The sequence below is a fragment of the Nocardia pseudovaccinii genome (assembly GCF_050942345.1).
GTDB lineage: Bacteria > Actinomycetota > Actinomycetes > Mycobacteriales > Mycobacteriaceae > Nocardia > Nocardia pseudovaccinii.
In genome coordinates, this window is the sequence record NZ_CP192074.1 from 1,395,507 (window position 1) to 1,421,544 (window position 26,038).

Below are 26,038 nucleotides of genomic sequence, written 5' to 3' on the forward strand. Positions count from 1 at the left end.
AACCGCGGAACCGATGTATCCGTTGCCCGATCCGGACCCGTTCTACGCCGCACCGGCGGATCTGGGCGCGCACAGCCCCGGTGACGTGCTCGACGTGCGGCCATTGCCGCCGGTGCCCCTCTTCGCAGGCGCCACCGCCACGCTGGTCAAGTTCCGGTCCACCGACTCGCACGGCGGGCCGATCGCGGCGACCACCACGGTCATTACCCCACTGCTCCATCAGGCCGACGCTCCGTTGCTGTCGTATCAGCATTTCATCAATGCGCTCGGTACGAATTGCGCGGTATCGCACGCGCTGTACAGCGGCGATCTGAATCTGGGGACGACAGTGTCGATGTTGAATGCGGTGCTGCAGCGGGGTTGGAGCATCGCGCTGCCGGATCATCTCGGACCGCAGTTCGCCCTCGGAGCAGCGCGTTTGGGTGGTCAGATCGTATTGGACGGCATCCGGGCGGTGAAACGGCTGCCCGAACTCGCCGTACAGCACAGCCCGGTAGCGCTGGCCGGATACTCCGGTGGCGGATTGGCCACCGCATGGGCTTCAGTGCTGCAGCCGTCGTACGCACCCGAGCTGCAGCTCCAGGGCGCGGCCATGGGCGGCGTCCCGGAGAACCTGGTGACGATGGCGCAGGGGCTGGGTCTGGAGCCGCACCCGGCCTTCGGACTGGCCATGGCAGCGGCGATCGGTCTGGAGCGGGAGTACCCGGACCAGGTGCAGACCGGCGCGTATCTCAACCCGCGCGGCCTCGCGCTCCGTGGCGCCATGGCCAACAGCTGCACCAACGAAATCCTCTTCATGGGCGCCAACGGCAGTGCCCGCGAATTCGTCACCAGCACTTCGTTCATCGATAGTCGTACCGCGCGGTCGGTGGTGGAGGAGAACAGTCTGGAGCTCTATCCCGGGGTGCCGGAAATACCGATGTTCGAATGGCATTCGCCGGCCGACCCGCTGATTCCGGTCGACTCCATCGGCAACACCGACCGCCGGTGGTGCGGCGCCGGGGTGCGGTTGCAGACGATGCAGGTGTCCGCGCCCGAGCATTTGTCCGCGGCGGTACAGGGCGCCCCCGAGGTACTGCGGTGGCTCGAAGGCCGGATGCGCGGCGAGCCCGCGCCTGTGGCCTGCTGAAACGGGACCGGATCAGCGGCCGAAGAGGATGACCCGCATCAGGTGTGCGATGCGCTGCTGTGCGCACAGCGGGTTATCGGGGCCGAGCCATTGACCGAGGTCGACGACCAGGGCCAGCGCGGCATGCACCAACACCCGTGATTCGGCCGCGGAGAGCTCGGGCCGGACTCCGATGAGCAGTTTGGCCCACTCTTCGACATTGAGCCGCTGGATATTTCGCAGCACGGTGCGATCCTCCGGCGGCACATTGCTGATCTCCGCGTAGTACACGAAGGTCAGCTCGCGCTCGGCGAACGAGCCGTGCACATACAGCTCGATCAGGGTGCTCAGTGCCTGTTCGGAGGTGTCCGATGCGGCGATGGCGGGTCCGATGGCCGCCGAAACCCGGTCCGCCGCACGGCGAAACGCGGCCGCGAGCAGGTCGCCCTTGCTGCGGTAGAAGCGGTACACCGCCGACGAGGCGGGCAGGCCCGCGGCATTGGCGATATCCTCCACGCTCACATTGGGATACCCGTGCTCATGAAAAAGCTCGATGGCACGCACCAACAAAAGCTCGTGTTTGAAAGTGAGCGGAACCTCCTTCGCGCCAAGGGATTCGGTGTCATCGCCGGGTGCGGGCAGATCACACGCGGTCACCGCATGACAGGCCGATCGCAGCAGTGCCGTCAGCGCGCGCACCGGCACCGCGACATGGTGATCGGAGATGCTGCCGATCACGCTCATCGCGGCGGCCGAGAGCACCGCCCGATCCCCGTCGGGCAGTTCGGGCCGGGTCTCGGCCAGTAGTTTGCGGGCGACCGAATCGGTGGTGATCAGGTGATCGATGAGGATCTGGCGATCGGGGTCCTCCAGATACCGGTTCTGCCAGCGCAGCAGTGCGGCGCTACGGCGATTCGCGATGGAGGCCGCGATCAGGGCATCGAGGATGTAGTCGAGGCGTTCGGCGGCGGGCCGGTCCCGCAGTTGCTCGGGCAGACGCGCGGCCTCGGTGCTCAATCCGGCCAGCCGTAGAGCCTCCTCGCGGAACAGGGCGTACTTGCTCGGATAGTGCCGATACAGTGCGGTCGAGCTGATATCGAGGCGCGAGGCGATGTCCTCCATGCTCACGCCGTGGTAGCCGAATGCGCCGAAGGCCTCCGCGGAGGCGGCGGCGATCTGCGCGCGTCGGTTACGCGGGCGGCGGCGCACCTCACGCGATGGCGCGGTACGGCCTGCGGTCGCGTCCTCCGGCGCGCGACGATCCTCGGCATCCATCCCGCGATGTTAGCCCAACCGGACGCTTGCTCGACGTCTCTTCCCAGGGCTGAAAACGCATTGAATGGAAGATCACAAAAATGCGCTACTACGTGGATCACCTCGGGGCAATCGGTGCAGAATACTCACTAACATAAGTGGCGTGGCCGCGGCCCGCATGTCGAAGCGGAGGGGCGCGGACTACGAGCGCGCCGGGCGTCCGAACAGGACCAGCTGCATGAGCAATCGAACCCGGGCCGGGGAGGCGATCGGTTCGGCACTGAAGTTGCGCCCCAGATCGACCACCAACGCGAAGGCCGCATGGATCAGGAAGCGGGCCTCGGCGGGTGAAAGCTCCGGTCGCACGTCACGCAGCAGCCGCGCCCACTCTTCGACGCTGAGCCGCTGGATATTCCGCAGCACGGTGCGCTCATCGCTCGGAACATGCTGGAACTCCGTGTAATACACGAAGGTCAGTGCGCGCTCGGAGAACGAACCCTCGACGTACTGCTCGATCAGTGTGGTCAGGGCCGCTTCGGCGTCGGCCGCCGCCGCCACCGCCGGGCCGATCGCACCGGAAACCCGGTCGGCGGCCCGTCGGAACGCGGCCGCGAGCAGATCGCTCTTGCCGCGATAGAACCGGTACACCGCCGATGCGGCGGAAAGTCCTGCGGCAGTGGCGATTTCCTCGACGCTGACATTCGGGTAGCCGCGATCATGGAAAAGTTCGACGGCCTTGCGCAGCAACAGCTCATGTTTGAACGAATCCGGAATCTCGGCTGCCACCGGCAGTTCGGCATCCGAGTCCAGCGCTGGCAGCTCGGCGGGCACGATCGACCAGCAGGCCGAACTCAACAGCCGGGCAAGGGATTTCGCGGGCAAACTGGCATGGTGATCGGCGATGCTGGTGATCGCGCTGAGCAGGGCGGCGCGCAGCACCCGCAGCTCGTCCTCGGCGAGTTCCGGTCGCAATGCGGCCAATTGCACACCGATCGCGCCGACGACGGCGAGCTGCTGGTCGGTGAGAACCGTCAGGTCCTCGGGTTCGAGATAGCGGCCCTCCCAGCGCACCAGGGTGACGGTCGGCCGATTCTCGATCGTGACGCCGATCAGGGCGTCGAGTACCTGCCGCAGCCGCCGCTCCGCCGTCCTGAGTTCACCCACCCCGCCGACTCCGTCGGCTGCCGTCCCCCTGTCCCGTGCCACCTCCGGCAGCTCGACCGATTCGGTCATGGCCCGGCCCACCCGCAGCAATTCCTCCCGGAACAGCGCGTACTTGCTCGGATAGTGCCGATACAGCGCTGCCGAACTGATCCCGAGCCCGGACGCGATGTCCTCCATGCTCACACCGTGGTAGCCCAGCGCGCCGAATGCGGCCGCCGACGCCGCCGCGATCTGGGCCCGCCGATTCTTCGGCCTGCGCCGAATCTCCCGCGGTGCCGAGTCGCCGCTGACCGCCTTGCGCGCCGTACGGCGATTGTCGACACTCATGCCGCCATGGTATCGACAACCTCGCCTTACGATCTGTCTAGGACGGTCTGGTTTGCCCAGGTGGGGTCCAGTTTGCCTACGGTCGACCCGCCATCCGGGCTATGCGTCCTTGTCAGGGCGTGCCGGCGGCGTGTTGGGGAGCAGTAGGGCGAAGGCGATGCCGACGGCGTTGGCGGCTGCGGCCCACCAGAATGTGGTGGCGTAGGCATTGCTCAGTGCGGCGGGGGTGTGGTCGGTGGTGGTGGCGATGTGTTGGGCGAGGATGACTGCCATGAGGGCGGCGCCGAGTGTTCCGCCGATGCGGGAGAGGATTTGCAGGACGCTGCTGGCGTGTCCGGCCGCGGTCGACGCCAGATTGCGGTAGCCGGCTGCCATTGCGGGCATCATGGTTGCGCCGAAGCCGAGGCCGCGGACGACGAGCGCGCCGGCCAGCAGCCAATAGGACGTCGTCCCGGAAACCTGGGTCAGCGCAAGCGCGCTCAGCGTTGTCAGGATGCTACCGACGAGGACAACGCGTCGTGGTCCGTATGCGTCGGTCAGCCTGCCCGCGATGGGCATCGCCAGTGCGGTGCCGAATCCCTGTGGGGCCATGAGCAATCCGGCCATCAGTGCGCTTTCGGATCGAACCTGTTGGTAGTACAGCGGAATCAGTAGCATTACGCCGAAGATCGTGATGCCCAGCGATAGTGCGACCACGCTCGCGCCGGTGAAGGTCCGGTCACGGAAATAGCCCAGCGGAATGAGTGCCTGCTCGCCGCGGCCGAGGGCATACCAGGCGAATAGTGCCATCAGTGCGATACCGCCGAGCATCGTGAGCCACACCTCGGCGGGCGCGAAGCTGCCGTCCTTGCCCGCCTGTGAGAGTCCGTAGACAAGCAGCGCGAGTCCGGGGCCGAGCAGCGTCAATCCGCGAAAGTCGAACGGCTGCACCTCTTTCGACGCAGTGTCGGTGGGCAGCAGGCGCATGCTGAGCAGTACCGACAACACGCCGACCGGGACGTTGATCAGGAAGATCCACCGCCACGAGACATTGTCGATCAGCACGCCACCCAATACCGGCCCGAGGATCGGGGCCAGCATGGCGGGCACGCCCACCACCATCATCACCCGGCCCATTCGCTCCGGCCCGGCGGCTCGCGCCAGAATCGTCTGCGCCACCGGCATCAGTAGCGCACCGGCGGTACCTTGAATAATGCGAAAGGCAATGAGGCTGTTCGCATTCCACGCGACCGCACACAGTCCCGAGGTGAATGTGAATGCGGCGGTGGCCAGTATGAATACCTGCTTCCCGCCGAAGCGTTCGGTCAGCCAACCGGTGGTCGGGATGACTACGGCGAGGGCGAGCAGGTAACCGGTGACGACCCATTGGATCGTCGGTAATCCGGCGTCCAGCTCGTGCCCCAGCGTGCGCAGTGCGACATTGACGATCGTGGTGTCCAGCATGCTCATGAAGACCCCGACCACCACGACCAGTCCCAGTCGGATGAGTTGGGGATCGAGATGCTCTTCGGATGCTTGTTCGGCTCGCATGGCTTGACGCTAGAAGGCTAAGTGGGTCGCATGTGTAACACTTAAGCGGTGAGTGAATCCGTTCGCCGTCGCGGACCACGCAGCGACGCGCAGCGCAATGACGAGCACATTCTGCGCACCGCCGCGCGGGTGCTGGCCGACGATCCGCACGCCGGCATCCAGCGCATCGCCGACGAGGCCGAGGTCGCGCGGATGACCATCTATCGGCGCTACCGCAATCGCGACGCGATCCGACGCGCCATCTACGACACCGCCGCCGTCGAGGCCCAGCAGGTTATCAGCGATGCGCGCGATCGCGAACTGGATCCGTGCACCGCGCTGCGCGAACTGATCATCGAAATGGCCGCGATCGTCCAGCGCTATCCGATGCTGTCGGTGAGTACCGCGTGGCAGCCGCTACCCGCCGACACCCACCGCCCATCGCCACCCCCGGCCGCGCGCCGCATGCACCAAGCCGTCTTCGAACTCGTCGAACGCGGCCAAGCCGAGGGCGTCCTACGCTCGGACCTGCCACCGGAGTTGTTCCCCCAGGCCATTGTCGGCACCCTGCACATAGTCACCCGATTCGCCCGCAGCCGCCGCGCCGACCCAGCCGAACTCGGTGTTCAGGTCGCCGAATTGCTGCTCACCGGCTTCGCCGTCCGGTGAAACAGCCGGCGCATCCATGGAACATTACGAGCCGGTACCAGGGTCTCGGCTGGTGAGGTGGTGCATCGGATAGCGGAAATCGTATGCACCGGAACCTATCTCGACGCACACCCGATCACCGTCCTGAGCGGCCGCCCCCACATCTCGATGTCCGGTCAGTAACGCTCCATCGAGCAGAATCTCATCGAGCCGCGCGCCGTCGAGCACCACCGAGGCCGTGGTGTTCGGTGGAATCCGCACCGCCACAAGTAGATCCGTATCGCGGCGCTCCCACCGAACGGTGATCTCGCCACGCACGGATCGATACCGGCCGTCGACCCAGTCGAGCCCTGTTCCGGGCCTCGGATGAATCAGGATGCGGCGATAGCCCGGCTCGAGAGGCCGGATCCCTGCCGCGTACCGGCCCAACCACAGGCCGACGGTGCTCAGGCCGGGCTGGGCGTAGGAGGCCCGGTTCGGCGTTCCGTCGGCCTCGACTCCCCGCCACATCTCCCAGATCGTGGTCGCGCCGTGGCCGAGCATGTAGAGCCACGAGGGATACCGATCGGTGAGCAGGATCGAATACGCCAAATCGTTCAGTCCATGCTCGGACAGGACGGGCAGCAGGAACGCGGTGGCCAGAAAGCCGGTGTCCAGCAGACCGTTGTTGGCTTCGATCAATGCGCGCAGGCGATCGGCGAAGCGATCGTCCAGTTCCGGCGCGGCTCGGAAGGCCAGCGCGAGAACGTAGCTCGATTGGGTGTCGGCCGTCAGCCACCCGTCGGAGTCGATGAAGGCTTTGCGGAATCCCCGGCGCACTTGTGCCGCGATATCTCGGTACCGGGTCTCATCTTCGGTACGGCCCAACACCCGAGCCAGATCGACGAGGATGTCGGTCGAGTGCAGGTAGTACAGCGTCGGGATCAACTCGTTGGCGCCCGGACCGGCGAAACCGTTGTAGAAGCCGTCGACGATCTCGGTGGTGCTCGGGGCGAGCCAGTCACCGAACAAGAATGTCGAGGCGCGCCAGATGGCCGCCAGATCATCGTCGGCGCGATCTGCCTCGGTGACCGTACCCGCCGCTGTCCGTCTGGCGTATTCGTGAAACATCCGGCCGGATTCGTAACTCTGTTCCAGCAGGCGCTGGTCGCCATAGGCTTGGTATACCTCCCATGGGGCGATCACAGCCACGTCCCCCCAGGCCGGGGAACTGGATGCGTGCAGGATGTCGCTCGTCAGCTCGCGATAGCCCTTGAAGAACGGGATGACCATCGGAACGGTTCCATCGTCGAACTGTTCGATCCGCAAGTTGGCCAGGTATCTGGTCATGAAGCCATTGATCCCGAAGTACAGCGCCGACGTCGCGACGGTGACCGCGAGATCCCCTGTCCAGCCCGCACGCTCGCGGTCCGGGTTGTCGGTGGGAATGGAGACCGAGTTGTCCCGCAGGGTCCACAAGACACTGCTGTGCAGCTGCTCGATTCGGTGATCAGAGGTGTGGAAGGTGAAGTCGGACACAAGATCCGAGGAGATCGCGACCGCGTGGATCGCGGCGGGTGCCACCGGACCGGGATGGCCGGTGATCTTGACATAGCGGAACGGGTGATATGTCAGCCGTGGCTCGAAGGTCTCCCGGCCGCCGCGGGCGATGTAGACGTCTGTGTTCTCGTTGTTGCGGCCGTTGATGCTGTCGAAATAATCACCGTTCGGTCCGAGTACCGAGCAGTGCTGTATCCGAACCTCCGTTCCGGCAGGCAAATCCGCGAAGTCGACCCGGATCCGCCCCGCGATCACCTGGCCGAAGTCCACTATCTGACCTTGGTCCGAGGTCGGATGGGTTGCCAGGCAGGGCAATTCGCAGACCGCGCGGACCGGCTCACCCACCTGCGCGCGCAATTTGTCCAGGGCGGTGTCGGTGACGGTGACCGATGTCCACGATATGTCGTCGAAATCCGCCGTGGTCCAGCCGATCTGGTCCAGGCGCGCATCGTGCTTCTCGCCGATGAGGAGGTCCGCATAGCGGATCGCGCCGGTCGAGGATCGAAACGAGCCGTCGGTTGCCACGACCTCCAGGCTCCCGTCCGCGTAGCGCAGCTCCAGCTGGGCGATCAACGCCAGACGGTCGCCGTAGCTGACCGATGTGCCGAACATGCCGAGCCGACCGGCCCACCAGCCGTCGGCCACGATGAATCCGATCGCATTGTCCCCGGCGACGATCAGGTCCGTGACGTCATAGGCCTGGTACATCAGGAAGTCCGGGTACGCGGTGGTTTCCGGTGCCAGTTCGAGGTCGCCTACCCTCGCCCCGTTGATCTCGGCAGTGTAGATGCCGTGCGCACTGGCGTACAGACGCGCGTCGGTCAATCCGGCTCGCGCGGTGAAGGTCTTGCGCATCTGCTGCGGCGGGTTGAGCATGTCGTGGCGCGCCGCTCCGGACAGCATGTCCGCACCGGTACCGATAATCTCCCGGACCGACGGCTCGGGCTGCGCGGGGCGCTGCACGGGCTCGATCCATCGCGCCTGCCAGTCCGCGAGCCGCAATCCGGTCTCCCACCAAGCCGGATCTGCCCACGTACTGGACTCGTCGCCGCCTGCCCACACTCGAACGGTCCAGTAGTAGCGAGTACGTGGGGCGAGATCCGGTCCGGCGTAGACGATTCCAATGGAGGAGTCGCTGTCCACCCGCCCGCTCGTCCATACCGGGTCGGCGTCCTTCTGTGGGTCAGGGCTCGTGCCGACCCGCAGTTCATATGCGGCTTGCCGCACTCCTCGGACAGCTGAGACGATCTGCCACCCGAAGCGCGGGCGATCGACGTCGAGGGGCATCGGGTTGGATTGATACTCGACAGTGAGATAGTCGACGACGAGATCGCTCGGCATGGATTACCTTCTGGGACAGTGTAATTCAGTGGACAGCTGTGCTGTGCGTTCGCACGTCAGAGAGGTAGGCGCGATCGGCGCTCAGGGTGATCGGTTCGCCGACGATCTCGAACCGTGCCCGCCGACGGATGTCATCGGACGCCGCGCCGACCTGTACGTCGACCGGACCGGGTTCAAGGACGAGGTCGCCGTCGAGGCCGACGTAGGCGAGCTGGCTCAACTGGATCGTGAACTCGATGAGTGTGGTTGCGCCGGGGGCCACGTGGACGCGGGCGAAGCCTGCGAGTTCCTGCCCGGGTCTGGTGAGACCGGTCGCGGTGTCGTGGATGTAGAGCTGGACCACCTCGTCACCGGCTCGGTCGCCGGTGTTGGTCACCGGCACCGAGACGGTGACCGCGCTGTCGATCGGGACCGTCGGCGGATCGATATCCAGCTCGCCGTAGGCGAACGTGGTGTAGCCGATGCCGTGTCCGAACGCGAAGAGTGGAGTTGCGGGCATATCCAGATAGCCGGTATGCATGTCGCTGGCGGTGCGGCGGTAGCCGCTGCCGACCCGCTGGGCGTGGTGCACGGGAACCTGACCGGCGTGGCGCGGGATGCTGTACGGCAGCTTGCCGCCGGGATCGGCCGCGCCGGTGAGCACCTCGGCCACCGCCTGCGCTCCGGCCTGGCCGCCGTAGTACGTCCACACCAACGCGTGCAGGTCGTCCACGATTGATGAGATCACCAGTGGGCGACCGGTCTGGATCACTCCGATGGTCGGTGTGCCGGTCGCGGCGACCTGCTGCACCAACCGCAGCTGCGCGGCGGGCAGCTCGATATCGGCGGTGTCGTGGCCCTCGCCGTCGGTGATGTCGTCCGGGAACCAGCCTGCCCGCCCGCCCAGTGCGAGGACGACCAGGTCGGCCGCCTGCGCGGCGGCGACGGCAGCGGGAATGTCGGCCGGGCCGTCGCCGGTCACGCTGGTGGCGGTGACCGCGGTGATCGCACAGTCCGGCAGCGCCGCCCGCAACGCATCGGCCAGCGAGGACACCGGGTATTCGGCACGGACCCAGTCGTCGTTGTCCTGGGCCAGGGCGGCCGCGAACTGCGCGGCAGCGGCTTGCGACATCTGGTTGCCGCCCAGGGATTCGGTGCCGGGCATCGCGGTCGCCGATCGGGCGCGGCCGATGATCATCCGGCGCATCGCGGGATAGGTATAGGTGGGGAACGCGGCGGTGACATCCTCGGCGTGTGGGCCGATCACCGCGATGCGGCGAATATCGTGGCGCAGCGGCAGGATCGCGCTGTCGTTGGTCAACAGGGTCACCGACTTGCGGGCCAGTTCGGTGGCCAGTTCGGCGCCCTCGGTCGCGGTTCGTCGGATGGTGATCGGGTCCTCGTCGATATAGGGCTGGTCGAACAGTCCGAGTGCGAACTTGTCGCGCAGTACCCGCCGCACCGACCGGTCCACCAACTCCTCGGCGACCGCGCCCCCGCGCACGGCCGCTACGAGAGCGGGGCCGTAGCCCGCGATCTCCGGGAGCTCCACGTCCAGTCCGGCGGCCAGGGCAAGGGCTGCGGCCTGCTGGTGATCGGCGGCGACCTGATGCCGGGAGACCAGCCAGTCGACGGTCATGTAGTCGGACACGACCGTGCCGGTGAAGCCCAACCGGTCGCGCAACAACTCGGTGAGCAGCGCGGGCGAAGCACCGATCGGGACACCGTCGTACTCGGAGTAGGAATTCATCACCGAGCCGAGATCGCCGCGGTGTATCGCCGCGGCGAACGGCCGGGCGTACACCTCGTACAGTTCGCGCGGGGTCACGCTGGTCGCGGCCATATTCTGGCCGCCTTCGGTCATGGCATAGCCCAGGAAATGCTTGCCGGTCGCGATGACGTCCTGGCTCTGCACACCGCGGACGTAGGCGACACCCATCGCCGCCGCGAGATAGGGATCCTCGCCGTAGGTCTCGTGTACCCGGCCCCAGCGCGCGTCCCGGGCCACGTCCAGCACCGGCGAAAGGGCCTGTCGCATGCCGATCGCCCGAAGTTGCCTGCCGACCACCGTCGCCATGCGCTGCACGGCGTCCGGATCCCAGGTAGCGGCCAGTCCGATCGCGGTCGGGAATACGGTGAAACCCGGTGCCATCACGCCGTTGAGCGCCTCGTTGTGAAAGATCGCGGGAATGCCGAGGCGGGTCTTTTCGACCAGGAACCGCTGAATCTGATTGACACACCGCGCCACCTCGGCCGACGGCTTGACGCCGAAACCGGGGAGGGCCGAGATATGCCCGATTCCGCTGCCGATCCGCGCGGCCAACCGGTCCGGCTCCGCACCGTCGGGCCCCAACAAGTCCATGGGCATTACCGAGGTCAGCTGGAATGCCTTCTCCTCGAGCGTCATTCGCGCCAGCAGATCATCCGCGCGCTGCAGCGGGTCCATCGGATCTCCTTCTCGCGCCGACTGGTGCGACATGCTACTTGCACGTGCAAGTAACGTGGACGGTAGCACCCGCGCGCGATCGGGCCAACCCCCTACCGGGCTCTGGTGGACTCCCGGGCGATCACGGTGATCCCGCCTTCCCACCCGTCCGCCCGCACCGGCCGCCCCTCGGCGGTGCCCAATGCCAGCGCCGCGAACCGGCGACCGAGACCGAGGACGTCGAGCCTGATGCTCGAGATCGAGGGCACGAACATCGTCGCCAACGGGGTGTCGTCATGACCGATGACGGCCAGCTCTTCCGGCACCGGCACGCCCGCACGGACCGCGGCGCTCACCACGGCCGCCGCGGTCTCGTCATTGAATCCGGCCACCCCGGTGATACCGGCCCGGCGCCACTGGTCGACGACCTCGGTCGCGGACCCGTCGAGATAGTCGACGGCCCGGACGTCCAGCGTCTCGACGCCGAGCCGCGCCGCGGCGAGCCGAGCGACATCGACCCGCGCGTCGATCATCCGAGCCAGCCGCGGATCGGTGGGGACGGCGCAGCCGAGGCGTCGATGACCCCGCTCCCACAGATGCTCGACCTGCAGTTTCGCCCCTGTGGCGATCGCGGGCCAATCCCGCAGCGGTTGCGGATTCGCGGGATCGGGGATGATCTTGGTGATGCCGGATGCCCGCATCGAGGCCAGTTCGTCGTCATCGAACATCGCCAGGCCCATCACGACATCCGGGACCAGCAGTTCCCATAGCGGCCGGGTACGGCGGCCGGGCTGTCGAGCCCAGGTGACCAGCGAATACCCCGCCTCGTCCAGATCGAGCGCCGCCTGGTCGAGATGCTGACCCATCATTGTTTCCATCGGCCACTCCGGCAGCACGAACAGGATCACCTTGCTGCTGCCCCGCCGTAGGTCCTGTGCGGCCCGATGCGGCCGATACCCCAGCCGCGCGGACTCGGCCAGCACCCGCCGTCGGGTGTCCTCGGAAATCGTTTGGCCCGGGGTGTTGTTCAGCACGTAGCCGACCGTGGCCCGCGAGATCCCCGCGGCGCGCGCAACGTCCGCCGCCGTGACCCGTCTTCCGGGCATCTCACTCACCACCTTCCCGTGCTACCACCGATACGCAGGGAAGGGTAATCCGGAGGTGTACTCCGGGTAAGCGGGCTATCGGATCAGTGCTGAGTGTTGGGGCGAATGGCGGCGTACCAGTCGAGGAGTTCGGGATTGTCCACGGCGCTGCGTTCGACGACGCGCGTCGGGTCGGCGCCCTGGAAGAGCTTCTTGATGGGGACCTCGAGTTTCTTGCCGGTACGGGTGTGCGGAATGCCGGGGGCGACGATGATTTCGTCGGGGACGTGGCGGGGCGAGACCTCGGTGCGGATGGTGGTGTTGATGCGGGTCTTCAGGTCGTCGGTGAGGTCGGTGCCGGGGGTGAGGGTGACGAAGAGCGGCATCCAGTAGCCGCCGTCGGGTTGTTCGGCGCCGATGACGAGGGCCTCGGTGATTTCTGGGAGGCGCTCGACGGATTGGTAGATATCGGCGCTGCCCATGCGGATGCCGTGGCGGTTGAGGGTGGAGTCGGAGCGGCCGTGCACCACGATGCTGTCGCGTTCGGTGATGGTGATCCAGTCGCCGTGCCGCCAGATGCCGGGGAACATGTCGAAATACGCGTCGTGGTAACGGATTCCGTCCGGATCATGCCAGAAGCGCACCGGCATCGACGGCATCGGCTTGGTAATGACGAGTTCGCCGACCTCGTCGCGGACCGGCTTGCCGTCGGTGTCGAAGGCCTCCAGTGCGACGCCCAGATAGGGCGCGGAAAGCTCACCCGGCCAAGTCGGTACGGTTCGCGCGCCGCCGATGAAGGCGGAGACCACATCGGTGCCGCCGCTGATCGAGGCGACCTGGACGTGGTCGCCGACATTCTCGCCCAACCACACCGCCGACGAGGGCGGCAGTGACGAACCGGTGATGCCGACCTGTCGCAGTGCGGTGAGATCGTGCTCGGTACGCGGCACCGAACCCGCCTTGATGCAGGCGAGCACATAGCCGGGACTGGTGCCGAGGACGGTCGCGCCGACCTGAGATGCGATGTGCCACAGTGCATCCGGGGTCGGGTAGGTGGGGCTGCCGTCGTAGCAGACGATGGTCGCGCCGACCAGCAGTCCGGCGACCTGGAAGTTCCACATCATCCAGCTCGGGCTGGTGTACCAGAAGAAGGTGTCCTCGGAGCCGATATCGGCTTGCAGCGCAACGGCTTTGAGATGTTCCAGCAGGACGCCGCCGTGCCCGTGCACGATGCCCTTGGGCAGTCCGGTGGTACCGGAGGAGAAGACGATCCACAGCGGATGGTCGAAATCGACCGTCTCGGTTTCGATGACGACGGTCTCGCTATTGGCGGCCGCCTCGGTCCAGGCCACTGCGTCCGGTACCGGCAGGCCCAGCTGGGAGACCGCGACCGTCGTCTTCACGGTGTCGAGTCCGGCCCGCAATGCCGCGATATCGTCGCGCTTGTCATGCGTCTTACCGCCGAACCGGTAGCCGTCCGCGGTGACCAGCACGGTGGGTGCGAGCTGGCCGAGCCGGTCCAACGCCGCCTTCGGCGAATAGTCCTGACCGCAGGCGCTCCACACCGCGCCGATGCTCGCGGTGGCCAGGAAGGCGACCACCGCTTCCGGAATATTTGGCAGGTATCCGGCCACCCGATCACCAGGCTGCACGCCGAGTGAACGCAGTGTGCGCGCGAATGCCGCTGTGCTGTCGATCAATTCGCTCCAGGATACCTCGCGCACCGGAGCGTCCTCGGTCACCGCGATGATGGCGGGCCGATCGGTACGGAACTGCCGCACGACCTGATCGACATAGTTCAGCCGGGTACCCGGAAACCATTGCGCGCCCGGCATCTCGGCGCTGGCCAGCACCTCGCCCGCGATCGGTCCGAGTTCGAAGTAATCCCACAGCGCACCCCAGAAGCCGGGCAGATCGTCGACCGACCACTGCCACAGCGACCGGTAATCCGGCGCGGACTGCCCGGTGCGCGCAGCCACGAACCGGGCGAAGTCGGTGATGCGCGCCTCCGCGATATCTGATTCGGTCGGCACCCATTGTGGTTGCACCGCATTACCTCCTGGGGAGAGTCTTCGGAAATCAGGTGTGGTTCGCGCGCCGCACGATCTGCTCGGCATGCCGCAGTACCGGGGCATCGACCATGCGGCCCTCGAACGCGAAGACGCCTCGATGGTTCGGGACTTCGTCGAGTACCCTTCGGGCCCAGTCGATTTCGTCGTTCGATGGCGCGTAGGCCGCCCGGATGACGGGCACCTGGCTCGGATGGATCGCCACCTTGGCGTCGAACCCGCTCGCGACCGCATCCACTGCTTCGGCGCGCAACCCGTCGAGATCGCGGATGTTCAGATACACCGAGTCGAGCGCGAACTTGCCGTACGCCTTGGCCGCCAGCAGGGTGGTCGACCGAACATGGCGTGCCACATCGCGATAGCTGCCATCGGCATGCCGACTGGAGTTGCCGCCGAGCCCGGCGACCAGATCCTCCGCACCCCACATGACCCCGATCGCATTGCGCGCCAGTACCGCTCGCCCGACCGCCATGGCTCCGAGCGGCGATTCGATCAGCGCGATCACCTCGTAGTCGGTGAGGGAACCGAGCTGTTCGGCGGATTCGGCCTTCGGCAGCATGATCCGTCGATATTCGGTCTGCGCCAGCGCCGCGAGATCGGGCTCGTGCTCATCGGTGCCGACGGCATTGACCCGGACCACGGTGGTTTCGGGATCCAGCGGAGTCTCGATGAGCGCCTTGCGCGCGGCCGCTTTATCCCCGGCCGCGACCCCGTCCTCGAGATCGAGGATCACCACATCGGCTGCCGCGGCGGCCTTTTCGAAGCGTTCGGGGCGGTCGGCGGGGCAGAACAGCCAAGCCGGTCCTGGCATTTGCCAACTCATGCGGGCTCCTTGCGTACCAATGTCTTGCGTACCGCCGTCGCCACGATATCGCCGTGCTGGTTGCGCGCGGTGTGCGCGAAGGTGAGGATGCCCTCGCCCGGACGGCTCTTGGATTCGCGCTTATCGGTGACCACCGTCTCGGCATACATGGTGTCGCCGTGGAACAGCGGCTTCGGGAAGGCGACCTCGGAGAAGCCCAGGTTGGCGACGATCGTGCCCTGCGTCAGCTGCGCGACCGAGAGGCCGATCAGCGTGGAGAGGGTGAACATCGAATTCACCAGGCGCTGGTGGAACGGTGGCAGCTGTTCGCTGAACGCAGCGTCCAGGTGCAGCGCCTGGGTGTTCATGGTCAGCGTGGTGAACAGGACGTTATCGGCCTCGGTGATGGTCCGGCCCGGCCGGTGCTCGTACACCACGCCGATCTCGAACTCCTCGAACCACAGTCCGCGCTGCACCACCCGGCGTGGAGCGTTTGTCTCCGTCACAGACCCAGCTCCCGTCCGATCAGCATCAACTGCACCTCCGTTGTGCCCTCGCCGATCTCCAGGATCTTGCTGTCGCGATAGTGCCTGGCCACAGCGTATTCGTTCATGAAGCCGTAGCCGCCGAAGATCTGGGTGGCATCGCGGGAGTTGTCCATGGCCGCCTCACTGGCCACCAGCTTCGCGATGGACGCTTCCTTCTTGAAGGGTTTGCCCGCCAGCATGAGTGCGGCGGCATCGTAGTAGGCGGTGCGGGCGGCGTGGGCGCGCGCCTCCATGCGGGCGATCTTGAAGGCGATGGCCTGGTTGCGGCCGATGGCCTGGCCGAAGGCCTCGCGCTCCTTGGCGTAGCGCACGCTCTCGTCGACACAGCCCTGGGCCGCGCCGACCGACAGCGCCGCGATGGCAATGCGGCCCTCGTCGAGAATGCGTAGGAAGTTGGCATAGCCGCGACCGCGCTCGCCGAGCAGATTCTCCTCCGGCACCCGCACATCGGTGAAACTCAACGGGTGCGTATCCGAGGCATTCCAGCCGACCTTGTTGTAGGCGGGTTCGGCCACGAAGCCGGGGGTGTCGGTGGGCACGAGGATGGTCGAGATCTCCTTCTTGCCGCCCGACTGTCCGGTCACCGCGGTCACCGTCACCAGTTTGGTGATATCGGTGCCGGAGTTCGTGATGAACTGCTTGCTGCCATTGATGACCCATTCACCGCTGTCGGCGACGGCGGTGGTTCTGGTGCCGCCCGCATCGCTGCCCGCACCGGGTTCGGTGAGGCCGAACGCGGCAAGATTGCGCCCACTTGTCAACTGCGGCAGCCATTCCTGCTTCTGCTTATCGTTGCCGAAGCGGTAGATGGGCATGGCGCCCAGCGAGACACCGGCCTCCAGCGTGATCGCCACACTCTGATCGACCTTGCCGAGCTCCTCCAGCGCAAGGCAGAGGGCGAAGTAGTCGCCGCCCATACCGCCGTACTCCTCCGGGAACGGCAGGCCGAACAGGCCCATATCGGCCATGCCCGCGACGACCTCGTACGGAAACGTATGGTTCGCATCGTGTTCGGCGGCTACCGGGGCGACCACCGACTTGGCGAAATCGCGCACCGTCAGTGCCAGGTCGCGATAGTCCTCGGGCAGTGTGCCGGTGGACAGAAAGTCGCTCATGACTGCGCCTCGCTGACGCTCGGCTCCGTCGTGCCCGACAGGTCGGCTGTGTTTTTTGTTCGTTCGCTGCGCTCACTCATGCGGAAGTTCCTTCTCGCTCGGCGGTTTCGGGTTCGGTGGGAGCCGCGGCGATGCGCACCAGCGGCTGGTCGAGGCGGACCTGGGTACCCGGCTCGACCAGGACTTCGACGGTGCCCGCGACCGGGGCGGTGAGGGTGTGCTCCATCTTCATGGCCTCGACCACGACGACCGGGGCCCCCACGGCGACGGTGGTACCGTTGGCGACCGGTACCGCGATCACCGAACCCGGCATGGGACTGCGGATTTCGGCGTCACCGACGTGTTCGGCGGCGCCGCGGACATTCAGTTCGGCCACTTCACGCAGCACGGCGACACCGGACGGTCCGGCCACCCAGAGCTGACCGTCGTGCTCCGCGACGCGGAACTCCCGGCGCAGACCGTCCAGCGTCAGGACCAGCCTGCCGTCGGTGAAATCCGCGGTGAGCGAGACTGATTCGCTGCTGTTGAGATGCACCTCGGCCGCATCGGGAGTGCCGGTCAGGTAAACGTGCTCGGTGCGGTCGCCGCCCGCGAGCCTGATGGTGGTCGGCGCGGGCGTGCCGATGCGCCATCCGGACGGGATATCCCACGGATCGCTCGGTGCGGCAGGCCAGCGTCGCAGCCAGTGATAGGCAGCGGCGGCGATGAATTCCTCATCACCGACCGCGGCGGGCTGGAAGTCGCCGACGCGCCGATCCAGCAGTCCGGTATCGAGCTTCCCGGCGGCCACATCCTGGTCGGCCAGCAGGAAGCGCAGGAACTCGATATTGCTGGTGACGCCGAGCAGGACGGTATCGCTCAGTGCCCGATCGAGTTTCGCGAGCGCGGTATGGCGATCGGCGGCGTGCACGATGACCTTCGACAGCATCGGGTCGTAATCGCTGCCGACGACCGTGCCGATGCGCAGTCCCGAGTCCACCCGCACGCCTGCGCCTTCGGGCTCGGACAGGTCGAGCACCGTGCCGCCGGTGGGCAGGAAGCCGCGACCGGGATCCTCGGCATAAACGCGGGCCTCGATCGCATGTCCGACGAGCCGCAGCTCATCCTGCTCGACCGCCAGCTTCTGCCCGGCCGCGACGCGCACCTGGCACTCCACCAGGTCGATCCCGGTGACCAGTTCGGTAACCGGATGTTCCACCTGCAGCCGGGTATTCATCTCCATGAAGAAGAACTCGTCCGGCCGATCGGCGGAGACGATGAATTCGACCGTGCCCGCACCGACATAGTCGACGCTGCGTGCGGTATTGCACGCGGCGGCGCCGATGCGTGCCCTGGTCGCGGCATCGAGCAGCGGCGAAGGGGCTTCCTCGATCACTTTCTGATGCCGCCGCTGCAGGCTGCATTCGCGTTCACCGAGGTGGATCACGTGACCGAACTGGTCGGCCAGGATCTGCACCTCGATATGGCGTGGCCGGGTGACGAACCGCTCCAGGAACAGGGTGTCGTCACCGAATGCCGCGGCCGCCTCCCGCCGGGCACTGGCCAGCGCCGCGGGCAATGCCGACGGCTCCTCGACCAATCGCATACCTTTACCGCCGCCACCCGCCGATGGTTTGACCAGTACCGGATAGCCGATATCGGTTGCGGCGTCGATCAATTCGGCATCGGTGAGCCCTGGACGGGCGATACCAGGGACGACGGGCACATCGAAGGCGGCGACGGTGTTCTTGGCCGCGATCTTGTCGCCCATGATCTCGATCGCCTTGGCAGGCGGCCCGAGAAAGACGATGTCCGCCTCGGCCAGCGCGGCCGCGAAAGCCGCATTCTCGGATAGGAATCCGTAACCCGGATGCACGGCCTTGGCGCCGGTGCGCACCGCCGCGGCGACGACCTTTTTGATATCCAGATAACTTTCCCGGGCCGGAGCCGGACCCAGGCGCACCGCGGTATCGGCCTCGCGCACGTGCCTGGCTTGCGCGTCCGCGTCGCTGTAGACCGCGACCGAGCGAATTCCCATGGCGCGCAAGGTGCGGATGACCCGCACCGCGATCTCGCCGCGATTGGCGACGAGCACGGTGTCGAAATCGATGGGATGGGATTTGTTCATCATCGCGATCACATCCGGAAGACGCCGTAGGAAACGGGTTCGAGCGGTTCCTGCGCACACACCGAAAGGGCAAGTCCGAGCACGGTTCTGGTATCGGCGGGGTCGATGACGCCGTCGTCCCAGAGCCGCGCGGTCGAGTAGTACGGATTGCCCTGATGTTCGTACTGTTCCCGAATCGGCGCCTTGAATGCCTCCTCGTCCGCGGCCGACCACGGCTGCCCGCTGCTGTCGAGTTGATCCCCGCGCACCGTCGACAGCACCGAGGCGGCCTGCTCGCCACCCATGACCGAAATTCGCGCATTGGGCCACATCCACAGGAAGCGCGGCGAATACGCGCGCCCGCACATCGAATAGTTGCCCGCGCCGTACGATCCGCCGATCACCACGGTGAGTTTCGGCACCCGCGCACATGCCACCGCGGTGACCATCTTCGCGCCGTGCTTGGCGATGCCGCCCGCCTCGTAATCGCGCCCGACCATGAAACCGGTGATGTTCTGCAGGAACAGCAGGGGAATCTTGCGCTTATCGCACAGTTCGATGAAATGCGCGCCCTTCATGGCGGATTCGCTGAACAGCACACCGTTATTGGCGATGATGCCGACCGGATGGCCGTGGATGCGCGCGAATCCGGTGACGAGCGTCTTGCCGTATTCGGCCTTGAATTCGTGGAATCCGTCTTCGCCGTCGACCAGCCGGTGAATGACCTCGCGGACGTCGTACGGCGTGCGCAGATCGACCGGGACCACGTCGTACAGTTCGGACTCCGGCTTCGCGGTCGCGACGGTCGGCGTCACCTCCCACGGGCTGGCCGGGCGCGGGCCGAGCGTGGCCACGATGCGGCGCACGATGCGCAGCGCGTCCTGATCGTCCTCGGCCAGATGATCGGTGACTCCCGAAGTGCGCGAATGCAATTCGCCGCCACCCAGCTCCTCAGCGGTGACCACCTCGCCGGTCGCGGCCTTCACCAGCGGCGGGCCACCGAGGAAGATCGTGCCCTGATTGCGCACGATCACCGCCTCGTCGCTCATCGCTGGTACGTACGCACCACCTGCGGTGCACGAACCGAGCACCGCGGCGATCTGCGGAATTCCCTTGGCGCTCATGGTCGCCTGGTTGAAGAAGATGCGCCCGAAATGCTCCCGATCCGGGAAGACCTCGTCCTGGCGCGGCAGGAACGCTCCGCCGGAGTCGACGAGATACACACAGGGCAACTGGTTCTGCAATGCGACCTCTTGGGCGCGCAGATGCTTCTTCACCGTCATCGGGTAGTAGGTGCCGCCCTTGACCGTGGCGTCATTGGCCACGATCACGCATTCCCGCCCGGAGATCCGGCCGATGCCGGTGATGATCCCGGCGCCGGGACATTCGTCGTCGTACATGCCCGTCGCGGCCAGCGGCGAGAGCTCGAGGAACGGGCTGCCCGGATCGAGCAGCTGATCCACCCGCTGCCGGGGCAGCAGCTTGCCGCGGGCCACATGCCGCTCGCGCGCCTTCACGGGCCCGCCGAGCGCCGCGGCGGCCAGCCGGGCGCGCAGATCCTCCAGTAGCGCCCCGTGTGCCGCGCGGTTGTCGACCCCGACCTGTTCGGTCACCGTCATCACGCTGTCCTGCCATCCAGTTAGTCGCCGATAACTGGAATTCAGGTTAATGTTGATTAACCGAGATGTCCAGGTGTGCTGAAAGGAGCGCGTGTGACCAGCACTGACCCCGTCGCGCCCACCCGCAGGGAACAACTGAAGCTGCAGCGAAGAGCGCAGCTGCTCGATGCGGGTGCCCGGCTCATCGCCGATCGCGGGTTCTTCGGCATGCGCCTCGACGACCTCGGCGCGGCCGTCGGGATCAGCGGTCCGGCGGTCTACCGGCACTTCCCGAATAAGGAAGCGCTGCTGGTCGAACTGCTCATCGGGGTCAGTCAGCGGTTGCTCGCCGGTGGGAAGGCGGTAGTGGCGCGAACCGGGTCGGCGCGGGAGGCGCTGGACGGGCTGGTCGATTTCCATCTGGACTTCGCGCTCGGCGAGCCCGAACTCATCCGGATCCAGGACCGCGACCTCGAGAACGTGCCACCCGGGCCCAGGCGCGAACTGCGGCGCACCCAGCGTCAGTACGTCGAGATCTGGGTGGCGGTGCTGCGGGAGCTGCATCCGGAGCTGCCGGAGGAGACCGCGCGGGTGCAGGCCCATGCGGGCTTCGGCTTGATGAACTCCACGCCGCACAGCGCCACCAATGCCACCGCCACCCGGGCCCGGCCAATACTGCGTCGCATGGCGCTGTCCGCATTGGCGCAGGCGGCGCCGGGTTGATCGCCCATCGCTTTTCAAGCCTCTGCCAGCCCCGACGGAGCGAGTCTTACGAGCGACCCGTTCGCGGCCCGTCTCGCGTCCGAGTCGTCGAAGCGCATGCGCCGTAGGCGCGAGTCTCGACGGCTCGGACGCGAGACACCAGGGGGCCGCGAACGGGTCGCGCCGCAGGCGCGGCAAATCCAACGCAGCATCACCTTGCGGTCCACCCGCCGTCCATGGTGTAGGACGCGCCGGTGACCATGCCCGCATTCGATGAGGCGAGCCAACCCACCAGTGACGCAACCTCCTCCGGCTCGACGAGGCGCTTGATCGCGCTCTCGGTGAGCAGCACCCGCTCCAGCACCTCCTGCTCGTCGATGCCGTGCGCCTTGGCCTGATCGGCAATCTGCTTGTCCACCAAGGGAGTTCGGACATAGCCGGGATTGACGCAATTGCTGGTTACGCCGTGGCGGCCGCCCTCGAGCGCCGTCACCTTGGACAGGCCCTCGAGTGCGTGCTTGGCCGTCACATACGCGACCTTGTATTCGGACGCGCGCAACCCGTGCACCGAGGACAGATTGATGATCCGGCCGAAGCCCCGCCGATACATCTGCGGCAGTGCCGCGCGGATGAGCAGGAACGGCGCTTCGACCATCAGGGTCATCAGGTTCCGGAATCGCTCCGGTGGGAAGTCCTCGATCGGGTTGATGCTCTGTACACCGGCGTTGTTCACCAGGATGTCCAGGTCCAGGGTGAGATGTTCCAGGGCGGCGACGTCGAGAAGATCTATGGCCCAGGCTTTTCCGTCGATCTCACCGGCGAGTGCCTTCGCGGTCACGTCATCGATATCGGCGATGGTGACGGTTGCGCCGCGTGCCGCGAGTTCTCTGGCGCAGGCGGCGCCGATACCGCTGGCGCCGCCGGTGATCAGGGCGGAACGTCCGTTCAGGTCACTCATGCCTGCACCTCGCTGGCGCTCGGTTCCGGCATGACCGACCTTGTCGCCGTGTTGATTGTTCGCTCGCTGCGCTCGCTCATGTGAGCTCCGCTCGTAGGGTTTCGACCCGCGCATCCGGGGTCTGTGCGGCAAGGTTTTCCGCATCTGCACTGTCGATGCTCTCCAGCGTGATGCCCGTCGTTTCGCGGGCGAACAGGACGGCGATCGCGGTAATCGCGGCGGCGGCAGCCAAGTACAGGGCGATCGGTACCGCGGACCCGTAGGTATTGAGCAAGCGCACGGCGATGATCGGGGCGAGCGATCCGGCCACGATCGAGGTGACCTGATAACCGAGGGAGACACCGGAATACCGCATCCGGGTCGGGAACATCTCGGCCATGATCGCGGGCTGTCCCGCATACATGAAGGCGTGGAATACCAGGCCGACAATGATCGCGGACATGATGACCGCGTTGTGGCCGCTGTCCATCATCGGGAAGGCGAAGAAGCCCCAGGTGCCCGCGGTGAGCGCGCCGACCAGATACACCGGCCGCCTGCCGAAACGATCGGAGAGACTGCCCGCCAACGGAATCATGAAGAAGTGCACGGCATGTGCGGCCAGCAGCCACCAGAGGATGACCTTGGTATCGACGTGCACATGCACCTTGAGATAGGTGATCGTGAAGGTGACCACCAGGTAGTAGAGGATGTTCTCGCCGAATCGCAGCCCCATGGCGGTGAACACGCCGCGCGGGTAGCGCCGCAGCACCTCGACGACACTGAGCGAATTGGCCTTGATTTGTTCGATTTCCTGCTGTGCCGCAACGAAAATGGGTGCGTCGGTGACCTTGGTGCGGACGTAGTACCCGACCAGCACGACCACCGCGGACAACCAGAATGCGACGCGCCAACCCCAGCTCAGGAAGGCGGCATCGGACAGCGTCGAGGTCAATGCCAGCAATGCGACCGTCGCCAGCATATTGCCCACCGGCACCCCGGCCTGTGGCCAGCTAGCCCAGAATCCGCGGCTCTTGTTCGGACTGTGTTCGGCCACGAGCAGTACCGCGCCACCCCATTCGCCGCCGACCGCGAAGCCCTGGATGAATCGCAGTACCACCAGCAATGTCGGTGCCCAATAACCGATTTGGGCGAAGGTCGGCAGACAGCCCATCAGGAAAGTCGCCGCGCCGACCAGCACCAAACTGAACTGCAGTAGCTTCTTGCGGCCGTATTTGTCACCGAAATGTCCGAAGACGACGCCGCCCAATGGACGGGCGGCGAAGCCGACGGCGTAGGTGATGAAGGCGGCGAGGATCGCGTCGAGATCGCTGGTGCCCTTGGCGAAGAACACCTTGCTGAAGACGAGCGTCGCGGCCGTGCCGTAGAGGAAGAACTCGTACCACTCGACCACGGTGCCTGCCATGGACGCGGCCACCACCCGCCTCAGCCCGGCCGGTATCCCGCCGGGATCGTTTCCCGTCGGCCGCATTGCATCGCGCACGCTCATCGAACATCTCCTTCATGACCGGGGCCACATCTGGCAACAAGATGTGACGGCCCCCACATTTCGTGGTCAGAACGAGTATTCGTGCACATATCTTCGGCCGCAATGACCAGTTGTGCAGTGCGTATCTGCAAGAATGCAGAAATGAGTCCGCCTGCCTCGGGTCCCAACCGCCCCAGCGCGGATGATCTGCTGGTTCTGCTCGCTGTCGGGCGCTCTGGGCGCTTCGTCTCGGCCGCCGAGGAGCTCGGGATCAACCACACCACCATCTCCCGCCGCATTGCCGCACTGGAACAGACGCTGGGCGGGCGGGTGCTCACCCGGGTGACCGGTGGTTGGGAGCTGACCGATCTCGGGCGGGAGGCGCTGGCGGCGGCGGAAGCGGTGGAATCCGCGGTCAAGTCGCTGGCTACCGATGCCGATGGCATGCGGGTACTGGAGGGTGTGGTTCGGATTTCGGCGACCGACGGATTCAGTGCCTATATGGCCGCACCGGCCGCCGCCGAGGTGCAGCGGCGGCACCCGAAGATCGCCGTCGAGATCGTGGCGGCGACCCGGCGCGCGTCCCAGCAGCGTTCGGGTCTGGATATCGAAGTGGTGGTGGGTGAACCGCAAGTGCACCGCGCCAGGGCAATTCGGTTGGCCGATTACTGTCTCGGGCTCTACGGTTCGCGTGACTATCTCCGCGAACATGGAACGCCCACGGCCATCGGTGATCTCGCGCGGCACTCGCTGGTGTACTTCATCGATTCGATGCTGCAAGTGGACGATTTGGACCTGTCCTCTAGTTTCGCGCCCGCCATGCGTGAATCCGTCACTTCCACAAATGTTTTCGTGCACGTCGAAGCGACCCGTGCGGCCGCGGGCCTCGGCTTGCTGCCATGCTTTATGGCCGATCGTCACGATGACCTGATCCGAGTGCTTCGGAAGGAAGTCTCCGTTCGGCTCACCTATTGGCTCGTCACCCGCACCGAGACATTGCGCAGGCCCGAGGTGGCGGCGGTGGTCGACGCGATTCAGGTTCGGGTGCGGGAGCAGCGGAATGTTCTGCTCGGTTTATCGGCCTGATCGTTTGATAGCCGATGTGATTTTGCTATGACGCGCACCGCAGCTTCTTCGGTGAAGATGTCGTCGGCAACTGCGCCATCATCAGGCCTCCGGCTATTGCGGGAAGATCTCGTCGATGCGGTCGGCGGTGAGTGAATCGTCGATCCAACGGTTGAGTTGGTCGAGGTCGGTGCAGGCGTTGATGCGGGCTTTCAGGGCTTCGGAGACGTCGAAGCCACGCTTGGCGAGAATCCGGAGCAGCGCGGCGGCCTCACCTTCGGCTTTGCCCTGCGAGTGGTAACGCCGGGCGAACTCGCTCTTGTATTCGTAGGTGCCGGTCGTCATGAGGCTCTCCAAGAAGTGCCGGGCCGCCTTGGGCAAGATGGCTGCTACCAGGTCAATGTACATCTCGCCGCGGGGCGCGGGGAATACGCTTGTGGCGACGCTGGGCATGCCTGCAGGTTAGCGGTGGTTACCGACAGGAAAATCCAAGCGGGCGTGCAGGTTTCAGGTAGGGCGGCCGGTGGTGTGGTCGAGGGTGAGGGTGCCGTCGATCATGCGGTAGACGGCGTTCATTTGATGGAGGTGGGTGTGGTCGTGGGTTACCAGGAGGGTGGCGGCCTCGTGGGTGCGGGCCATGGTGAGGATGAGTTCGATTATGGCGGTGCCGCGTTCGGTGTCGAGGGCGCTGGTTGGTTCGTCGATGACCAGGAGGGACGGGTCGTTCATCAGGGCGCGGGCTATGTTGACGCGTTGGCGTTGGCCGCCGGAGAGTTGGGCGGGGCGTTTGGCGTGTTGGTCGGCGAGGCCGACGGCGTCGAGTAATTCCATTGCCTTGGTGCGTGTTTCGCGGCGTCGGGCCGGGGAGGTGAAGAGGCGCTGGCCGAGGTGGGACATGGCCTCCAGTTGTTCGACGGCGGTCAAGGCGGGGATCAGGTTCGGCTGTTGGAACACGATGCCGATGGACGAGCGGCGCAGGCCGGTGGCTTCGCGACGGGTGCGAGTGGCGAAATCGATTGTGCCGCCGGGTGTTTCGAGGGCTATGCGGCCGGAGTCGGGGCGGATCAGGGTGGAGACTACGGCGAGCAGGCTGGATTTTCCGGAGCCGGAGGGGCCGGTTATCGCGGCGATGGTGCCGCCGGTGACGTGCAGGTTCACCTGGTTCAGTGCGGTGAGGCGGCCCGCGCCGTCCGGGTAGGTGAGGGTTGTTCCGCTCACGGTGAGAGCGGTTTTCGTCATGGTTGCGGTGGT

The 26,038-nt window shown here is 66.1% G+C and carries 20 protein-coding genes; 4 read left to right on the top strand and 16 right to left on the bottom strand.

Going from position 1 to position 26,038, the window contains the following annotated elements:
- The first annotated feature begins 13 nt into the window (after positions 1-13).
- On the top strand, positions 14-1,129 hold the full coding sequence (locus ACQPZ2_RS06365) for a lipase family protein (protein WP_433527341.1): 1,116 nt from the start codon (positions 14-16) through the stop codon (positions 1,127-1,129).
- A 12-nt stretch (positions 1,130-1,141) separates the two neighbouring features.
- Here ACQPZ2_RS06365 and ACQPZ2_RS06370 read toward each other — a convergent pair whose 3' ends face one another.
- The 3 genes from ACQPZ2_RS06370 to ACQPZ2_RS06380 all read right to left on the bottom strand — a co-directional run bounded on the left by ACQPZ2_RS06370 (position 1,142) and on the right by ACQPZ2_RS06380 (position 5,383).
- Complete coding sequence (locus tag ACQPZ2_RS06370; protein WP_433524704.1) at positions 1,142-2,383, bottom strand: TetR/AcrR family transcriptional regulator; 1,242 nt, start codon at positions 2,381-2,383, stop codon at positions 1,142-1,144.
- A 180-nt stretch (positions 2,384-2,563) separates the two neighbouring features.
- Positions 2,564-3,853 carry a TetR/AcrR family transcriptional regulator gene (locus ACQPZ2_RS06375; protein ID WP_433524705.1) on the bottom strand — a complete coding sequence of 430 codons (1,290 nt, stop codon included), beginning with the start codon at positions 3,851-3,853 and terminating at the stop codon, positions 2,564-2,566.
- A 99-nt stretch (positions 3,854-3,952) separates the two neighbouring features.
- Entirely contained in the window at positions 3,953-5,383 is a 1,431-nt protein-coding gene (locus tag ACQPZ2_RS06380) for a DHA2 family efflux MFS transporter permease subunit (protein WP_433524706.1), read from the bottom strand.
- 48 nt (positions 5,384-5,431) lie between these two features.
- On the opposite strand from ACQPZ2_RS06380, the gene ACQPZ2_RS06385 reads away from it, so the two are divergent.
- Positions 5,432-6,031: a TetR/AcrR family transcriptional regulator gene (locus tag ACQPZ2_RS06385; RefSeq protein ID WP_433524707.1), complete on the top strand. Its 600-nt coding sequence runs from the start codon at positions 5,432-5,434 to the stop codon at positions 6,029-6,031.
- Between the two features lie 24 nt (positions 6,032-6,055).
- Here ACQPZ2_RS06385 and ACQPZ2_RS06390 read toward each other — a convergent pair whose 3' ends face one another.
- From ACQPZ2_RS06390 to ACQPZ2_RS06430, 9 genes are all read right to left on the bottom strand, one after another.
- A complete protein-coding gene (locus tag ACQPZ2_RS06390; RefSeq protein ID WP_433524708.1) occupies positions 6,056-8,890 on the bottom strand; it encodes a family 78 glycoside hydrolase catalytic domain in 2,835 nt (944 codons plus the stop codon).
- Between the two features lie 25 nt (positions 8,891-8,915).
- On the bottom strand, positions 8,916-11,315 hold the full coding sequence (locus ACQPZ2_RS06395; RefSeq protein WP_433524709.1) for a beta-glucosidase family protein: 2,400 nt from the start codon (positions 11,313-11,315) through the stop codon (positions 8,916-8,918).
- A gap of 92 nt (positions 11,316-11,407) precedes the next feature.
- Entirely contained in the window at positions 11,408-12,400 is a 993-nt protein-coding gene (locus ACQPZ2_RS06400) for a LacI family DNA-binding transcriptional regulator (RefSeq protein WP_433524710.1), read from the bottom strand.
- An 83-nt stretch (positions 12,401-12,483) separates the two neighbouring features.
- Positions 12,484-14,427 carry an acetoacetate--CoA ligase gene (locus ACQPZ2_RS06405; protein WP_433524711.1) on the bottom strand — a complete coding sequence of 648 codons (1,944 nt, stop codon included), beginning with the start codon at positions 14,425-14,427 and terminating at the stop codon, positions 12,484-12,486.
- 31 nt (positions 14,428-14,458) lie between these two features.
- Positions 14,459-15,271, bottom strand: a complete 813-nt coding sequence (locus ACQPZ2_RS06410; protein ID WP_433524712.1) for an HpcH/HpaI aldolase/citrate lyase family protein — start codon at positions 15,269-15,271, stop codon at positions 14,459-14,461.
- The gene (locus ACQPZ2_RS06415; RefSeq protein ID WP_063037020.1) at positions 15,268-15,756 is read right to left on the bottom strand and encodes a MaoC family dehydratase; all 489 of its coding nucleotides are present in this window, start codon (positions 15,754-15,756) and stop codon (positions 15,268-15,270) included. Before ACQPZ2_RS06415 ends, ACQPZ2_RS06410 begins: the two co-directional genes overlap by 4 nt.
- Entirely contained in the window at positions 15,753-16,913 is a 1,161-nt protein-coding gene (locus tag ACQPZ2_RS06420; RefSeq protein ID WP_433524713.1) for an acyl-CoA dehydrogenase family protein, read from the bottom strand. The genes ACQPZ2_RS06415 and ACQPZ2_RS06420 overlap by 4 nt, the downstream gene beginning before the upstream one ends.
- Before the next feature lie 76 nt (positions 16,914-16,989).
- Positions 16,990-19,023, bottom strand: coding sequence for an acetyl/propionyl/methylcrotonyl-CoA carboxylase subunit alpha (locus ACQPZ2_RS06425; protein WP_433524714.1), 2,034 nt, complete (start codon positions 19,021-19,023; stop codon positions 16,990-16,992).
- Between the two features lie 5 nt (positions 19,024-19,028).
- Positions 19,029-20,618: a carboxyl transferase domain-containing protein gene (locus tag ACQPZ2_RS06430; RefSeq protein ID WP_433524715.1), complete on the bottom strand. Its 1,590-nt coding sequence runs from the start codon at positions 20,616-20,618 to the stop codon at positions 19,029-19,031.
- A 93-nt stretch (positions 20,619-20,711) separates the two neighbouring features.
- Here ACQPZ2_RS06430 and ACQPZ2_RS06435 point away from each other — a divergent pair, with 93 nt between their 5' ends.
- The gene (locus ACQPZ2_RS06435) at positions 20,712-21,320 is read left to right on the top strand and encodes an SACE_7040 family transcriptional regulator (protein ID WP_433524716.1); all 609 of its coding nucleotides are present in this window, start codon (positions 20,712-20,714) and stop codon (positions 21,318-21,320) included.
- Between the two features lie 190 nt (positions 21,321-21,510).
- Here ACQPZ2_RS06435 and ACQPZ2_RS06440 read toward each other — a convergent pair whose 3' ends face one another.
- A complete protein-coding gene (locus ACQPZ2_RS06440) occupies positions 21,511-22,257 on the bottom strand; it encodes a 3-hydroxybutyrate dehydrogenase (protein ID WP_433524717.1) in 747 nt (248 codons plus the stop codon).
- A gap of 76 nt (positions 22,258-22,333) precedes the next feature.
- Positions 22,334-23,743 carry an MFS transporter gene (locus ACQPZ2_RS06445; RefSeq protein ID WP_433524718.1) on the bottom strand — a complete coding sequence of 470 codons (1,410 nt, stop codon included), beginning with the start codon at positions 23,741-23,743 and terminating at the stop codon, positions 22,334-22,336.
- Positions 23,744-23,884: 141 nt separating this feature from the next.
- On the opposite strand from ACQPZ2_RS06445, the gene ACQPZ2_RS06450 reads away from it, so the two are divergent.
- Complete coding sequence (locus ACQPZ2_RS06450) at positions 23,885-24,808, top strand: LysR family transcriptional regulator (protein WP_433524719.1); 924 nt, start codon at positions 23,885-23,887, stop codon at positions 24,806-24,808.
- A gap of 93 nt (positions 24,809-24,901) precedes the next feature.
- Here ACQPZ2_RS06450 and ACQPZ2_RS06455 read toward each other — a convergent pair whose 3' ends face one another.
- Together ACQPZ2_RS06455 and ACQPZ2_RS06460 are read right to left on the bottom strand one after the other, a co-directional pair.
- Positions 24,902-25,240, bottom strand: a complete 339-nt coding sequence (locus ACQPZ2_RS06455) for a hypothetical protein (RefSeq protein ID WP_433524720.1) — start codon at positions 25,238-25,240, stop codon at positions 24,902-24,904.
- 54 nt (positions 25,241-25,294) lie between these two features.
- Positions 25,295-26,026: an ABC transporter ATP-binding protein gene (locus tag ACQPZ2_RS06460; RefSeq protein WP_433527342.1), complete on the bottom strand. Its 732-nt coding sequence runs from the start codon at positions 26,024-26,026 to the stop codon at positions 25,295-25,297.
- Positions 26,027-26,038: the final 12 nt, after the last annotated feature.